The 13,853-nt window shown below is 68.5% G+C and carries 11 protein-coding genes; 6 read left to right on the top strand and 5 right to left on the bottom strand.

All coding sequences use genetic code 11. The features are described 5' to 3' along the window. Position 1: 1 nt before the first annotated feature. A complete protein-coding gene (locus RTX79_RS11550; RefSeq protein ID WP_312683839.1) occupies positions 2 to 1,405 on the bottom strand; it encodes an amidohydrolase in 1,404 nt (467 codons plus the stop codon). A gap of 241 nt (positions 1,406 to 1,646) precedes the next feature. Here RTX79_RS11550 and RTX79_RS11545 point away from each other — a divergent pair, with 241 nt between their 5' ends. The 3 genes from RTX79_RS11545 to RTX79_RS11535 all read left to right on the top strand — a co-directional run bounded on the left by RTX79_RS11545 (position 1,647) and on the right by RTX79_RS11535 (position 6,525). Further along, positions 1,647 to 5,036, top strand: coding sequence for an autotransporter domain-containing protein (locus tag RTX79_RS11545; RefSeq protein ID WP_312683838.1), 3,390 nt, complete (start codon positions 1,647 to 1,649; stop codon positions 5,034 to 5,036). A gap of 128 nt (positions 5,037 to 5,164) precedes the next feature. Continuing rightward, entirely contained in the window at positions 5,165 to 5,941 is a 777-nt protein-coding gene (locus RTX79_RS11540) for an AMP nucleosidase (RefSeq protein WP_057508825.1), read from the top strand. 44 nt (positions 5,942 to 5,985) lie between these two features. Beyond that, positions 5,986 to 6,525: a DUF924 family protein gene (locus RTX79_RS11535; protein ID WP_057508830.1), complete on the top strand. Its 540-nt coding sequence runs from the start codon at positions 5,986 to 5,988 to the stop codon at positions 6,523 to 6,525. A gap of 71 nt (positions 6,526 to 6,596) precedes the next feature. On the opposite strand, the gene grxD is transcribed toward RTX79_RS11535, so the two are convergent. Continuing rightward, the gene (gene grxD / locus RTX79_RS11530; RefSeq protein WP_042613684.1) at positions 6,597 to 7,523 is read right to left on the bottom strand and encodes a Grx4 family monothiol glutaredoxin; all 927 of its coding nucleotides are present in this window, start codon (positions 7,521 to 7,523) and stop codon (positions 6,597 to 6,599) included. Positions 7,524 to 7,582: 59 nt separating this feature from the next. On the opposite strand from grxD, the gene RTX79_RS11525 reads away from it, so the two are divergent. Beyond that, positions 7,583 to 8,365, top strand: coding sequence for a polysaccharide deacetylase family protein (locus tag RTX79_RS11525; protein ID WP_312683836.1), 783 nt, complete (start codon positions 7,583 to 7,585; stop codon positions 8,363 to 8,365). Between the two features lie 9 nt (positions 8,366 to 8,374). Here the strand turns inward: RTX79_RS11525 and RTX79_RS11520 are convergent, their stop codons facing one another. The 3 genes from RTX79_RS11520 to RTX79_RS11510 are packed head-to-tail and all read right to left on the bottom strand — an operon-like array spanning position 8,375 to position 11,001. Further along, complete coding sequence (locus RTX79_RS11520; protein ID WP_312683835.1) at positions 8,375 to 9,103, bottom strand: methyltransferase domain-containing protein; 729 nt, start codon at positions 9,101 to 9,103, stop codon at positions 8,375 to 8,377. Positions 9,104 to 9,106: 3 nt separating this feature from the next. Next, a complete protein-coding gene (locus RTX79_RS11515) occupies positions 9,107 to 9,718 on the bottom strand; it encodes an SGNH/GDSL hydrolase family protein (protein WP_312683834.1) in 612 nt (203 codons plus the stop codon). A gap of 5 nt (positions 9,719 to 9,723) precedes the next feature. Then, the gene (locus RTX79_RS11510) at positions 9,724 to 11,001 is read right to left on the bottom strand and encodes a pyridoxal phosphate-dependent aminotransferase (protein ID WP_312683833.1); all 1,278 of its coding nucleotides are present in this window, start codon (positions 10,999 to 11,001) and stop codon (positions 9,724 to 9,726) included. 122 nt (positions 11,002 to 11,123) lie between these two features. Here RTX79_RS11510 and rsgA point away from each other — a divergent pair, with 122 nt between their 5' ends. After that, complete coding sequence (rsgA, locus tag RTX79_RS11505) at positions 11,124 to 12,221, top strand: ribosome small subunit-dependent GTPase A (RefSeq protein WP_057508828.1); 1,098 nt, start codon at positions 11,124 to 11,126, stop codon at positions 12,219 to 12,221. Positions 12,222 to 12,353: 132 nt separating this feature from the next. Next, positions 12,354 to 13,607 (top strand): flavohemoglobin expression-modulating QEGLA motif protein, encoded by a 1,254-nt coding sequence (locus RTX79_RS11500; RefSeq protein ID WP_312683832.1) that lies wholly within the window; start codon positions 12,354 to 12,356, stop codon positions 13,605 to 13,607. Positions 13,608 to 13,853 lie beyond the last annotated feature (246 nt).

Here is a 13,853-nt window from a genome sequence, read left to right as displayed (position 1 = left end):
ATCAGCGCACCTCCTGGCCGAGACGGAAATCAGACACCGGCTTGCTGCGCGGATCGGCCCGGTCGAAGTACTGATGACCGTCGATGAACACCTGGTCGGCCAGCGCGTAGGAACTGAAGGGATTGCCGTTCCACACCACCACATCGGCGTTCTTGCCCGCCTCCAGCGTGCCGGTCTTGCCTTCGATGCCCAGTGCCTTGGCGGCATTGGCGGTCATCCAGGTGATGGCGCGTTCCGGTGCGATCGCCGGCATGTCGGCGCGGCGCGCGGCGGCGATCACCTTGGCCGCTTCCTGGTTCAGGCGCTGGATGCCTTCGGGTGAATCCGAATGCACGATGGCGCAGCTGTTGGCAGGACGGTCGACCAGTGCGATGTTCTCCTGGATGCCGTCGAACGCTTCCATCTTGAAGCCCCACCAGTCGGCCCACAGAGCGCCGCAGACCCCTTCCTGGGCCAGTCGGTCGGCCAGCTTGTAGGCTTCCACCCCGTGGTGGAAAGCGGCGATCTTGAAGCCGAACTCATCGGCCAGGTCGAGCATGGTGGCCATTTCGTCGGCACGGTAGCAGTGGATGTGCACGCGGATGTCGCCCTGGATCGCGCCGGCCAGCGTGTCCAGTTTCAGGTCGCGCTTGCCGCCGTTGTCGCCGCTGCTGTCTTCCTTGTCGCCGCCGAACCAGCGCTTGCGCTTGGCCGGCTTGGCGGTGTTCTTGGCGATGTACTCGCTGGCATCGATGAACGCGGCGCGGTAGCCGGCCACGTTGCCCATCCGGGTGCCCGGTGCGGTGCCCTTGCCGCCGTACACGCGCTTGGGATTCTCGCCGCAGGCCATCTTCAGTCCCCACGGCGCGCCGGGGAATTTCATCGCCTGGTAGGTGGTGGTGGGCACGTTCTTGAGGACCACGCCGCGGCCGCCGACCAGGTTGGCCGAACCGGGCAGCACCTGCATGCTGGTCACCCCGCCGGCCAGCGCCTCGGCGAAACCGGGATCCTGCGGCCACACCGAATGCTCGGCCCAGACGTTGGCGGTCACCGGCGCGGTCATCTCGTTGCCATCGCTGTGCGCGCTGACGCCGGGGCTGGGATACACGCCCAGGTGCGAGTGCACGTCGATCAGGCCGGGGGTCACCCAGCGCCCGTGCGCATCGATGCGGCGCACGTCGCTGCCAGCCTGCAGGGCACGGCCGACCTCTACTACTTTTCCATCACGCAGCAGTACGTCCGCATCGTCCAGGCGCTGCCCGGTGCCGGTGAGCACGGTGGCGTTGTGGATCAGCACGGCCTCGCTGCTGCGCGGCTGGTAGGTGCTGGGATACGGATCCTGGATGAAGCGCGAAGCGCCGGTGGCCGGCGCAGCGGCCAGCGACAGCAGCGCCAGGCCGATGCCGGCGCGCAGCAGGTTGTACATGGAGTCCCCGTGAGCATGGTGGTGCAGGCTGCTGACGCTAGCGGAGTAACGGCCTGCTTGCCAAGTGACCTTCGGCCTGGCATCGCGACCGTACGCGGCGGCACGGTGAAAGCGCGCTGGCGTATTTGCGGTAATCTCGGGAAGCGATGGCGCCACGCGCTGTCCGCCGTGTGGGTCGCCGCGAGCTGCAATGGCCGCGCGCACCCAGGATGAACCACGTAATCAAGGAATAGATCCAACCATGACCCGTACCACGTTGTTCCGTACTTCTTCCTCTTCGCGCCGTCCCCTTCCTTCGCTGCTTGCTTCGGCCATCGCCGGTTCGTTGCTGGTGGCCGCCGCGATGCCGGCCCTCGCGCAGTCGCAGGATGCGCAGCTGGAACGCTACCAGCAGCTGCGCAGCGTGCAGGCAGCGGCCGCATCGGTGGCGCAGGGCGCCGTCGCGCGTCCGCCTGCAACCGCGCTGGCATCGGCTGCTGAAACCGGCCCGGTGATGGGCGCGGCCGGCAATCGCGAAAGCTGGCAGACCGAAGAGTTCCAGGTGGACTGGGGCCTGGCTGCGATGAACGCCGATGCTGCCTATGCGCGTGGGCTGACCGGCCAGGGGATCCGCCTGGGCGTGTTCGACAGTGGCACCGGCCTGGCGCACGACGAGTTCGCCGGCAAGAACCACAGCAGCATCCGCATCGCCGACCTGCTGCCCGATGGCACCTCCTGCACCAACGTCAACGCGCTGTGGGGGCCGGATGCCTGCTTCGCCAGCGATGGTGACGTGGTGGCGCTGGAGGCCATCGGTTTCGATTACGGCCTCACCGAGGAAGACATCGCCTTCCTGATCGGTGCCGGTGCGCCCTACGGGCTGACCTTCAATACCCACGGCACGCATGTGTCGGGCACCATCGCCGCCAACCGCGATGGCAGCGGCATGCACGGTGTTGCTTTCGGTGCGGACCTGGCCGCCGCCAAGCTGTTCTTCGACAGCTACGTCGAGTGGTACCTGGCACCGGATAATTACTACCGTCAGGGCTCGGTGTTCCCGCAGGTCGGGCCGAGCGAAGACGCTTTCGCCAGCATGTATTCGCAGATGAACGCCCAAGGCGTGCGCGCGATCAACCACAGCTGGGGCCTGGGCAGCGAACCGGAGACCGTCGAGGAGTTCGACGAGATCTACAACCACGAAGGCGACCGCGCCTATCTGGATATCTTCGCCGAAGGCTCGCGCCAGGCCGGGATGATCCAGGTGTGGGCGGCCGGCAACTCCGCCGACTACAACCCCAGCCCGGAACAGGCGCCGCTGGCCGGCGTCTATGCCACGCTGCCGCGCGCCTTCGCCGATATCGAGCCGTACTGGCTTGCCGTGGTGAACCTCGACCAGGACCTGCAGCTGAGCGACCTGTCGCACCGCTGCGGGCTGGCCGCGAACTGGTGCCTGGCCGCGCCGGGCAGCGACATCATCTCCACCTCGTACGGTTCGGAAGGACTGGAAGGCCAGCTGGCCACCGATGACAACCAGAACGTTCTGCTGGACGTGCTGGAACGCGTGCCCAGCTACACCTACGAACAGATGAGCGGCACCTCGATGGCGGCCCCGCATGTCACCGGCGCGCTGGGCCTGCTGTTCGAACGTTTCCCGTATCTGGACAACGCGCAGGTGCGCGACGTGCTGCTGACCACCGCCACCGACCTCGGCGCCGAAGGCGTGGACGATGTCTACGGCTGGGGCCTGGTGAACCTGGAAAAGGCCATCGAAGGCTATGGCCAGCTGCGGGTGGACACGAACGTGGTGATGAACACCGCAGCCGGCGGCCTGAAGGTATGGGAAGGCGATGCATGGGATGACTGGACCAACGACATCGGCGGCCCTGGTGCGCTGACCAAGTCCGGCATCGGCTGGCTGCGCCTGAGCGGCGACAACAGCTTCAACGGTGCCGTGCTGCGCGAAGGCATCCTGGAGCTGGACGGCGTCAACACGCTGACCGATGCGGTGGTGGTGCAGGGTGGCCAGCTGCGCTTGAACGGCAGCCTGGTCGGCACCGACCTGGACGTGCGCGGTGGCAGCGGGCTGGTCGCTGCGGGTGCGCTGCTGGAGGGCTCGTCGCTGTCGATCAGCGGCGGCATGCTGTCGTTCAACGGCACGCAGACCGGCGGGTCCACCGTGGTGGGGGCCAATGGCCTGCTGCAGGGCACCGGTACGCTGGGCGATACGCGCGTGGCCGGCATCATCGCGCCGGGCAACTCGATCGGCACGCTGACCATCGATGGCGACTACGTGCAGACCGCCAGCGGCGTCTACCTGGCCGAACTGTCGCCGGGTGGCAGCAGCGACCTGCTGCGCGTCAGTGGCACCGCCACGCTGGATGGCACGCTGAAGGCACTGCCGGAAGCGGGCATCTACTACCTGGGCGAGCAGTTCAACGTCATCCAGGCCGACGGCGGGGTGCAGGGTCGCTTCGCCAGCACCGACTTCAGCGCGTTCTCGCCGTTCCTGCAGTTCGGCGTGGACTACGCCAGCAACGGCATCAACATCGAGGTCACCCGTGGCCAGTTGCTGGCTACCGCAGCGACCACCGCCAACCAGCGCGCTGTGGCCGGCTCGGCCGATGCGCTCGGCGTGGACCAGGGCCTGCCGCAGCCGCTGACCCTGCTGTTCCCGCAGCAGGTCGGTGCAGCACTGGACGGCCTGAGTGGTGAACTGCATGCCGCCACGCCGCTGGCGCTGGTGGAAAGCAGCCGCTACGTGCGCGACGCGGCACTGAGCCGTGCGGTCGGCACGCGTTCGCCACAGGACGATGCCAGCCAGGCCACCGGGGCGTGGGTGCAGGCCATCGGCGGCAGCGGCAAGCTGGATGGCGATGCCAACACGGCACGTACCCAGTCCAACACCAGCGGGTTGCTGGTCGGCATCGATCGTGACATCGGTAGCTGGCAGCTCGGCCTGCTGCTGGGCAATGGCCGCACCGACACGAAGCAGGCGCAGGGAAGGTCGGCGAAGGCGCGCATCGACAACACCCACGTGGGCCTGTACGCCGGCCACAGCTGGGGCGCCTTCGGCCTGCGCGGTGGTCTCGGTTACAGCCGTCATGACATCGACAGCAGCCGCCAGGTGGCCTTCGCCGGCTACAGCGACGGGCTGAATGCCAGCTACGACGCCAAGACAAAGCAGGCCTTCATCGAAGCCGGCTACCGCTTCGGCGGTACGCAGGGGGGACTGGAGCCGTACCTGCAGCTCGCCCGTGTCGAAGTGGACGTGGACGATGTGCGCGAGCAGGGCGGTGCCGCCGCGCTGACCGGCAGGGTGGCCGACACCGCGACCACCGTGGCCACCGTCGGCGTGCGTTTCGACAAGGGCCTGAAGGCGGCGTTCCAGCAGGATGCGTGGCTGCACGTGGTGGGCGGGGTGGGCTATCGCCGCGCTTCCGGTGACCGTGATGGACTGGCGCAGCTGGCCTTCGATGGCGGCAGCAGCTTCGCCGTCAGCGGCGCGCCGATCGCCGACAGCGCGGTGGTGGCCGAACTGGGCCTGTCGGCCTGGCTGAGCCCGCGCCAGCAGCTGGAACTGGGCTACAACGGCCAGTTCGGCGATGAAAGCCGCGACCATGGCGTGAATGCACGGTGGTCGGTCCGGTTCTGATGGCCGGGTGACCGAGGCGTGACCAGGGGCGGCCTTCGGGCCGCCCTTTTTATTGCGGCAGCGCCGAAGCTCGACTACGCGCCGCCGCTCTCGCAGAATCGTGTCTCGAAGCTCGCCAAGACCGCCGCATGAAAACCAAACAGGACATCGTCGACAACTGGCTGCCGCGCTACACCGGCGTGCCGCTGGACCAGTTCGGGCAACACATCCTGCTGACCAACTTCAGCGGCTACCTGCATGCCTTCGCCCAGCTCAGCGGTGCACCGGTAGTGGGCCTGGACCGGCCGATGGCCAGCGTCACCGCCGATGGCATCAGCATGATCAACTTCGGCATGGGCAGTCCCAACGCGGCAATCATCATGGACCTGTTGTCGGCGGTGATGCCCAAGGCGGTGCTGTTCCTGGGCAAGTGCGGCGGGCTCAAGCGCAAGAACCAGCTGGGTGACCTGGTCCTGCCCATCGCGGCGATCCGTGGCGAAGGCACCTCCAGTGACTACCTGCCGCCGGAAGTGCCGGCACTGCCGGCGTTCGCGCTGCAGCGGGCGGTCAGCACGATGATCCGCGACCTCGGCCATGACTACTGGACCGGCACCGTGTTCACCACCAACCGGCGCGTATGGGAGCACGACGAAGCCTTCAAGGAGCGTTTGCGCCGCATGCGCTGCATGGCCATCGACATGGAGACCGCCACGGTGTTCGCGGCGGGTTTTGCCAACCACATCCCGACAGGGGCCTTGCTGCTGGTCTCCGACCAGCCGATGATCCCGGATGGGGTGAAGACCGAAGCCTCCGATGCCAAGGTGAGTTCGCAGTTCGTGGACAACCATATCCAGATCGGCATCGAGGCCCTGCGGTTGATCCGACGCAACGGCAAATCGGTCCGCCACCTGCGGTTCGACGAATGACCGGCAATGGGCAGGGCGCCCCGATGCAGCCCGTGGAGCAGGATATGCAGACCGCAGCGCAGGTAGTGGCGTTCTGGAACGAGGCAGGACCGGCGAAATGGTTCGCGCGCGATGACGCGTTCGATGCGCGGTTCCGTGCGCTGTTCCTGGAAGAGCACCATGCGGCGGCCTCGCGTGCCCGCGAACACTGGCTTTCCACCGCCGAAGGGGCGCTGGCACTGATGCTGCTGCTGGACCAGTTCCCGCGCAACTGCTTCCGCGGCACCGCCCATTCGTATGCCACCGACGGGCTTGCCCGGCATTACGCGATGCGCGCGGTGGAAGAAGGCCTGGACCTGGAGCTGCTGCCCAAGCTGCGTGCGTTCATCTACCTGCCCTTCGAACATTCCGAAGAGTTGCAGGACCAGGACCGGTCGGTGGCGATGTTCGACGTGCTGGGCGACAAACAATACCTGCAGTTCGCCGAGCTGCACCGGGACATCATCCGGCGCTTCGGGCGCTTCCCGCACCGCAACGCGGTGCTGGGGCGGATGACCACGATGGAAGAAATGGACTTCCTGGCCGAGGGCGGATTCGCGGGCTGAGGCGCTGGAACGGAAAACGCCGGCGGCTGCCGGCGTTTCCGTTCATCAACAAGGGTGCTGGAGGTCCGGAATCAGTACTTCGGCACGCCGTTGTCGACCTCGTCGGACCACGCATCGATGCCGCCGGTCACGTTGTGCACCTTGGTGAAGCCCAGCGCACGGAACTGCTCGGCGGCCTGCGCGCTGCGGCCGCCGTGGTGGCACAGGAAGGCCAGCGCGGTGTCCTTCGGCAGCGCCTCCAGCTCGGCACGACCGTTGCCATCGAAGACCTTGAACGGCACGCCGACCGCAGCGATCGAACGCTCTTCGGACGGACGCACGTCCACCAGCAGCACCGTGCCGGCACGCACCAGGTCATCGGCATCGCGCACCGACAGTTCGGTGATGGCCTTGGGGGCGTTCGGGTTGTCGATGGCAAGGCCCTTGCCGCGGATGTCGTCCACCCAGTCGATGGTGATGCCGTCGGCGCGACGCGCGCTGGCCAGGTCGAACTGCACGCGCAGGCCGTTGGATTCGGCCGCGATCGCGCCCTCGTCGAACGGGGCCAGCTGGAAGTTCGGCTGGAAGCGCGCATCGATGCCCAGCTGCAGGGCCGCGCCCGGCGAATCGGCCAGCGCACCCTTCAGCATCTCCACCGCGGCCGGCGTCACGGTGATGGACGGCGGCGTGCGGTCCGGGGCGGCCAGGCCGAGCACGCTGCTCAGCTCGCCGCTGGAGGCCATCTGCAGGATGATGTCGCTGCCACCGACCAGCTCGCCGTCGATGTACAGCTGCGGGATGGTCGGCCAATCGCCGTACTGCTTGATGCCTTCGCGGATCTCCTGGTCGGCCAGCACGTTGACATGGCCGAACTCCACGCCGAGGTCCTGCAGTGCGCCGACGGCCTTGGCCGAGAAGCCGCACTGCGGCATGGACGGCTGGCCCTTCATGAACAGCACGACGCGGTCGTTGGCGAGGAGGGTTTCGATGCGCGAACGCAGGGCGGGATCGAGGGACATGGCGGTGGAAATCCGGTGATATCGAACCGCTGATTCTACCCCTCGTGGCATCATGGGGCATGACCACGGTAGAAACGCTGCATTGCCCCCCGCGCTGGCCCTGGCGCGCGCTGCTGGGTTTCGCGCTGTCCCAGCTGCTGGCGCTGGCGGTGGGCCTGCTGGCCGGGTGGGGCTGGGGCCTGGCCCTGCTGCTGGCCAGCCACGCGCTGTTCCTGGTGCCGGTGTTCCTGCCCAACAGCCGCTTCTACACCCCCGTCATCCGCCGCTTGGCCGATGCCGGCGATGCGGTCTGGCTGACCATCGACGACGGGCCCGGGCCCGACACGCGCGCGGTGCTGGACCTGCTGGACCGCTACCAGGCCAGGGCGACCTTCTTCCTGGTGGGCGAACGCGCACTGGCCCATCCGGACCTGGTGCGCGAGGTGATCGGCCGCGGGCATGACGTGGGCAATCACAGCCACAGCCACCCGCAGGCCCGGTTCTGGCGGTTGGGGCCGGCCGCCATGGCGCGCGAGATCGGTCACTGCCAGCAGGCCCTGCAGGCGATCACCGGGAGGCCCCCGCGCTGGTACCGCTCGGTGGTGGGCATGACCAACCCCTTCGTCGGCCCGGTGGTGCGGCACCTGGGCCTGACCCGGGTGGGCTGGAGCGCACGCGGTTTCGACGGGGTGGACTGCACGCCGGCCGAGGTGCTGGCGCGGTTGCTGCCCGACCTGCAGCCCGGGGCGATCGTGCTGCTGCATGAGGGCAGCGGGCACGGCCACAACCTGCAGATCATCGAAGGCGTGCTGCAGGCCCTGGACCAACGCGGCCTGCAGGCACGGCTGCCGCCGCAACGTTGAGGGGTCGGATCAGCCCGGCGCCACCGGTCGATGGGCGACCAGCAGCCAGCTGTTGAACGGGGTGCGACCGTGCAGCGGGCGGGGCGCTTCGGCGACCAGCCCGGCCGCGCCCAGTACCTGCTGCAGCGTGTCGGCGCGGGGGTAGTGGCGCGGGCGGGTACGCATCCAGCCGGACAGCCAGCCGAGCCGATCCGCCAGGCGCGTGGTGCGGTCGCGGCCATCGCCGGTATCCAGCGGGCTCCGCAGTACCAGCGTCGCGCCAGGTGCCACGCGCTCGGCCGCCGCCTGCAGCAGGCTGGCCTGGGCGTGTGCGTCCAGGTAGTGCAGCACGTCCAGCACCGCCACATGGCCGCTGTGGCGTGGCAGCGGCTGCTGGATGTCCAGTTGGCGCAGGTCCAGTGCGGGAAGGGCGGCGCGGCGGACCGCACGTGCACCGCGATCGATCTTGCCTGCATCCACGTCCACGCCCAGATACGGCTGCGTGCGGCCATGGAGGCGCGCGACGTGGCCGAGCAGGCCCAGCCCGCAGCCCAGGTCGAGCAACGCAAGGCCATCGTCCGGCAGGGCCTGCAGCACCCCGTTGTAGAGCGGGTCACTGCCGAGCTTGGCACGCACGTAGTAGTAGGTGCTGCGATTGCCCCAGCGGCTGGCCGGCAGGAACGCCCGGGCGATCGCCGTGGCGTCCGCGGTGTCCAGGCAAGCGGACGCTGAGGCTGCCCCGGGCCGCGCGCCGGTCACGGCTCAGGCGGCGGGCGCGAGCAGGCGCTCGGCCAGCGGCAGGGCCCGCTGCGCCCACAGCGCGTACATCCGCGCCGAAGGATGCAGGCCATCGTCGGCCAGCATCGCCGCTTCCGCGCCGTGCTGGCGCGAGAGGTCGGTGATGTCCACGAACACCACGCCGTGCGCCTGGCAGATGGCCTGCGCCGCAAGGTTGTAAGCATCCAGCGCGGCGGCAATGGCGGTGCGGTCGCGATCGTGCGCGAACGGGGTGACGCCCCAGTCGGGGATCGACAGCACCAGCACCCGTGCGGGGCTGCCGCCGGTGAACGCCAGCGTGCGCTGCAGCAGGGCGCTGAACTGCTGCTGGTAGTCGTGCAACGACCGACCGCGGTACTGGTTGTTGACCCCGATCAGCAGGCTGGCGAAGTCGAATGGACCGGTCGGCGCCGCTGCGTCGATGCCGGCCTCCAGCTCATCGGTGGTCCAGCCGGTGGTGGCGATGGTCTGCGGGTCCTGCAGCGCGATGCCGCGCATGCGCAGCAGGGCCGCCAGCTGCTGCGGCCAGCGACCTGCCACCGGGACGCCTTCGCCAATGGTGTAGGAGTCGCCCAGGGCCAGCCAGGTCAGTGCCACCGGGGTCAGGCGACGGCCGAGCGACGTGGCTTCAGCGGCACCACTTTGCGGTTGGCTTCGGCGCGCCGCGCCAAAGCGCGGTCGATCCGCGAGAACACCTCGCGCATCACCGTCGCCTCGGGCAGCAGGGTCACGCGGAAATGATGGCGGTAGGGCACGTTGAAGCTGGAGCCGGGAACCACCAGCACGCCTTCGTCGGTCATCAGGTCGAGCGCGAAATCGTGGTCGTCCAGGCCCTTGGCGGCATCGCCGACCACGGCCGGGAAGGCGTACAGGGCGCCCGCCGGCGCCACCAGCGAGAGGTGCTCGCTGGCCGCGCAGGCGTCGATCACCGCGCGGCGGGTTTCGTACAGGCGGCCACCGGGCGTGCACAGCGGGGTGATCGTGTCGGGACCGTTCACGGCGGCGTCGATGGCGTACTGGCCGGGCACGTTGGCGCACAGGCGCAGCGCGCTGAGCAGGTCCATCGCGGCGCGGAACTCGCCCAGCCGCCCGGCGTCGCCGGACAGCATCGCCCAGCCGACGCGCCAGCCGCAGGCGCGGTGCACCTTGCTCAGGCCGCTGAAGGTGATGCAGGGCTGGTCACCGGCCAGCGGCGCGACCGGCTGGAACCCCGCGTCGTCGTACAGGATCTGGTCGTAGATCTCATCGACCATCAGCAGCAGGTTGTGCTTGCGTGCGATGGCGACGATGCGCTCCAGCAGTTCGCGGGAATAGCTGGCGCCGCTGGGGTTGTTCGGGTTGATCAGTACGATGGCACGGGTGCGCGAAGACACCAGCGCTTCGATTTCGCTCGGATCCGGCTGGAAGCCATTCTCCGGGGCGCAGCGGTAATACACCGGGCGGCCGTCGTTGAGGATGGTCGCCGCCGACCACAGCGGATAGTCCGGCGAGGGCACCAGTACTTCGTCGCCGGGATTGAGCAGCGCGCGCAGGGACAGGTCGATCAGTTCGCTGACCCCGTTGCCGATGAACACCCGGTCCGGGTGGGCGTCCGGCGCACCGCGGCGGGCGTAGGCGGCGGCGATGGCCTCGCGCGCCTCTGGCAGGCCCTGCTGGTGGGTGTAGGGGTCGGTGCGGCCCATGTCATCGGCGATCGCGCGCTGCAGGTGTTCCGGGGCGCGGAAGCCGAAATTGCCGGGGTTGCCGATGTTCAGCTTGATCAGCGTGCGGCCCTGCGCCTCCAGCTCCCGCGCTCGTCGCGCCAATTCTCCTCGGATCTCGTAGCGCACTTCGGAAAGGCGCTCACGGATGGCCAGGGGCTTGGGCGTGGGGGTGGACATGGCAGACGGGCCGTCGATGGGCATGGAAGGCCCATACTAGCTGAATTGCTGCAGCGCATGGCAAGGGTGACGGCCGGGCATGGCCCGCGCCCGCGGGGCCCGCTGCCGGTAGAATGCGGACGATGACCGATACCCCTGATTACCCCGCGCTGCAGACCATTGGCTGGCCATGGCCCGGCCCGCCCGCCACCGCCGACCAGGCGGACTGGCAGGCCGCGATGGCCACCCATCCGCTGGCGCGCCCTGCGCGGGTGATCGAGCAGCACCGCACGCATTACGTGGTCGCCGACGGGCCGGACGCGTCAATCAAGGCCGAATCCCTGCCGGAATGGCAGCGTCCGCGCTTTCCCAGCCATGAGCGCCCCGCCGTGGGCGACTGGGTGCTGCTGGAGGGCGTGCGCATCGTCGCGCTGCTGCCGCGGCGCACCTCGATCAAGCGGGGCGCGGCGGGGGAGCATTACCACCAGCAGGTGATCGCGGCCAACGTCGATACGGTCTTCATCGTCTGCGGGCTGGATGCCGACTTCAATCCGCGGCGGATCGAGCGCTACCTCCTGCTGGTGGGCGGCGGCGGTGCCGAGCCGGTGGTGGTGCTGACCAAGGCCGACCAGACCGAGTACACCGAAGACGCGCTGGCGGTGCTGGAAGAACTGAAGGCGCAGGGCATCGCGCTGCGCGCGGTGAATGGGCTGGACCCTGCGAGCGTGGCGACCCTGCATCCGTGGCTGGGCGCGGGCCATACGGTGGTGCTGGTGGGCTCTTCGGGCGCGGGCAAGTCGACCCTGACCAACACCCTGCTCGGCGAGCAGCGGATGAAGACCAACACGGTGCGGTCCAATGATTCGCGCGGCCGCCACACCACCACCCACCGCGCGCTGATGCCGTTGCCGATGGGCGCCTGCCTGATCGACACGCCGGGCATGCGCGAACTCAAGCCGACCGGCGAAGAGACGCTGGCCGAAGGCGGTTTTGCCGATATCGAAGCGTTGGCGGCACAGTGCCGGTTCCGCAACTGCCTGCACCAGCAGGAGCCGGGGTGCGCGGTACGTGCGGCGATCGAAGAAGGCGAGATCGAAGAGACCCGCGTGCTGAACTACTTCAAGCTGAAGGAAGAAGTCGCCGCCGCCGCCGCCAAACTGGCCGTGCGCCAGGCCGAGACGGCGCAGGAGCGCCGCACCGCCGCGCGCCGTGGCGCCGGCAAGGCGCCGCGCCGCCGGTAGTGACGGCCGCTGAGGCCCGCGACCTGCCGGTAGTGACGGCCGCTGGCGGTCAGCTTTCCGGTAGTGACGGCCGCTGGCCGTCAGCTTTCCCGCGTCGACGGCCAGCGGCCGTCACTACCGTATAGTTGGCCCATGGATCCAGGCGCGACGCTCGATCGTGAAGTGGCCCACCATGCCGCGCTGGACGCGCGGCTGGTCGATGCTGTTGGTGGGATCCGGCTGCTGGGATTGACCAGCTGGCCGGCCGGCCTGCAGTCTCCGTTCCTCGCCAGCGTGGCGCGTGGCCAGCCGCAGCTGCCCGAAGTGGACTACCCGAAACTTGATTTCAGCGACGCGCGACGCGCGTTGGCGGCGCTGACCGCCGAATGCGATGCCGACCACCCTCTGGGCCGTTACGTACAGCAGTCCGCGCAGAGCTGGGACCTGGCCGCGCAGCTGCTGGAAGGACTGGGCACCGCTGCGGTGGATGCGTGTTCGGTGCAGTTGTTCGGTTCGCCGGAACAGCCGCTGCCCGGCAACGGCCCGAGCACGCGCGATGCGGCGCGCCATTTCATCCAGATCGCCACCGAACTGGATCACGAGCTGCTGGCACCGGAAGAGCAGGTCCCGGTATCGGCCACGGCCCTGCAGCTGCAGCTGCAAAGCGATCTGGACGCGTTCTTCGAATCGCGCATCATCCAGGTGCAGCTGGACCCCGGACTGGTGTCCAAGGCGGCGGCCGGGCCGGCCCGCATCCGCCTGCGCACCAGTGCCCGCTTCAGTGCCTACGACCGTGCGCAGTTGTTCCACCACGAAGCGCTGGTGCACTCGCTGACCGCATTGAATGGCAGGGAGCAGCACGTCCTGCCGAGCCTGGCATTGTCATCGCCGCGGGTCACCGCGACCCAGGAAGGCCTGGCCACGTTCGCCGAGCAGATCACCGGCAGCATCGACATCGAACGGCTTAAGCGCATCAGCCTGCGCACCGAGGCGATCGCGATGGCGCGCGAGGGCGCGGATTTCATCGAGGTATTCCGCTATTTCTGCGATGCCGGGCAGAACCAGGAAGAGAGCTTTGCTTCGGCCCAGCGCGTGTTCCGCGGCGTGCCGCCTACCGGTGGCATGGCCTTCACCAAGGATACGGTGTACCTGCGCGGGCTGGTGTCGGTGCATACGTTCTTCCGCCACATGCTGGCCGAGGACCGCCTGCAGGTATGCCGGTGGTTGTTCGCGGGCAAGATGACGCTGACCGATGCGATCACCTTCGCGCCGTTGTTCGAGGCGGGGATCCTGCAGCCGCCGCGTTGGCTGCCGCATTGGGTGAGCCGGGCCAATGGGCTGGCGGGGATGCTGGCGTTTTCGTTGTTCGCCAATCGGATACGGATGGATCAGTTGTCACCGGAGTAAGGGGTCGAACGGGTGGGACCCCCTCGCGTGTTGCGGTTCTGCAGCAGGGTGTGGGTCGGGCGGGGAGGCTGTGCGGGGCACGCGCAAGTACGTCCCTGTAGCTCTTCGCGGCTCCTGCCGCTCAAGGCCCCGCACAGCCTCCCCGCCCAACCCATGACAGGTTCCGGCGCCGCCACCCGCGTAATGAAAAAAAGGAAAAGCGGTAGCGCCGAGCCATGCTCGGCGGCTTTTGCTTTTGCTTTTGCT

This window comes from Stenotrophomonas chelatiphaga (assembly GCF_032054965.1).
Lineage (GTDB): Bacteria > Pseudomonadota > Gammaproteobacteria > Xanthomonadales > Xanthomonadaceae > Stenotrophomonas > Stenotrophomonas chelatiphaga.
Note: the sequence above shows the minus strand (reverse complement) of the source record. Positions and strands in the feature narration are given on the sequence as shown.

Bases quoted from the DNA above. Each gene is read 5' to 3' on its own strand.
- RTX79_RS11510 (WP_312683833.1), bottom strand. From the start codon at position 11,001: ATGTCCACCCCCACGCCCAAGCCCCTGGCCATCCGTGAGCGCCTTTCC.
- RTX79_RS11500 (WP_312683832.1), top strand. From the start codon at position 12,354: ATGGATCCAGGCGCGACGCTCGATCGTGAAGTGGCCCACCATGCCGCG.
- RTX79_RS11535 (WP_057508830.1), top strand. From the start codon at position 5,986: ATGCAGACCGCAGCGCAGGTAGTGGCGTTCTGGAACGAGGCAGGACCG.
- grxD (WP_042613684.1), bottom strand. From the start codon at position 7,523: ATGTCCCTCGATCCCGCCCTGCGTTCGCGCATCGAAACCCTCCTCGCC.
- rsgA (WP_057508828.1), top strand. From the start codon at position 11,124: ATGACCGATACCCCTGATTACCCCGCGCTGCAGACCATTGGCTGGCCA.
- RTX79_RS11550 (WP_312683839.1), bottom strand. From the start codon at position 1,405: ATGTACAACCTGCTGCGCGCCGGCATCGGCCTGGCGCTGCTGTCGCTG.
- RTX79_RS11545 (WP_312683838.1), top strand. From the start codon at position 1,647: ATGACCCGTACCACGTTGTTCCGTACTTCTTCCTCTTCGCGCCGTCCC.
- RTX79_RS11540 (WP_057508825.1), top strand. From the start codon at position 5,165: ATGAAAACCAAACAGGACATCGTCGACAACTGGCTGCCGCGCTACACC.
- RTX79_RS11525 (WP_312683836.1), top strand. From the start codon at position 7,583: ATGACCACGGTAGAAACGCTGCATTGCCCCCCGCGCTGGCCCTGGCGC.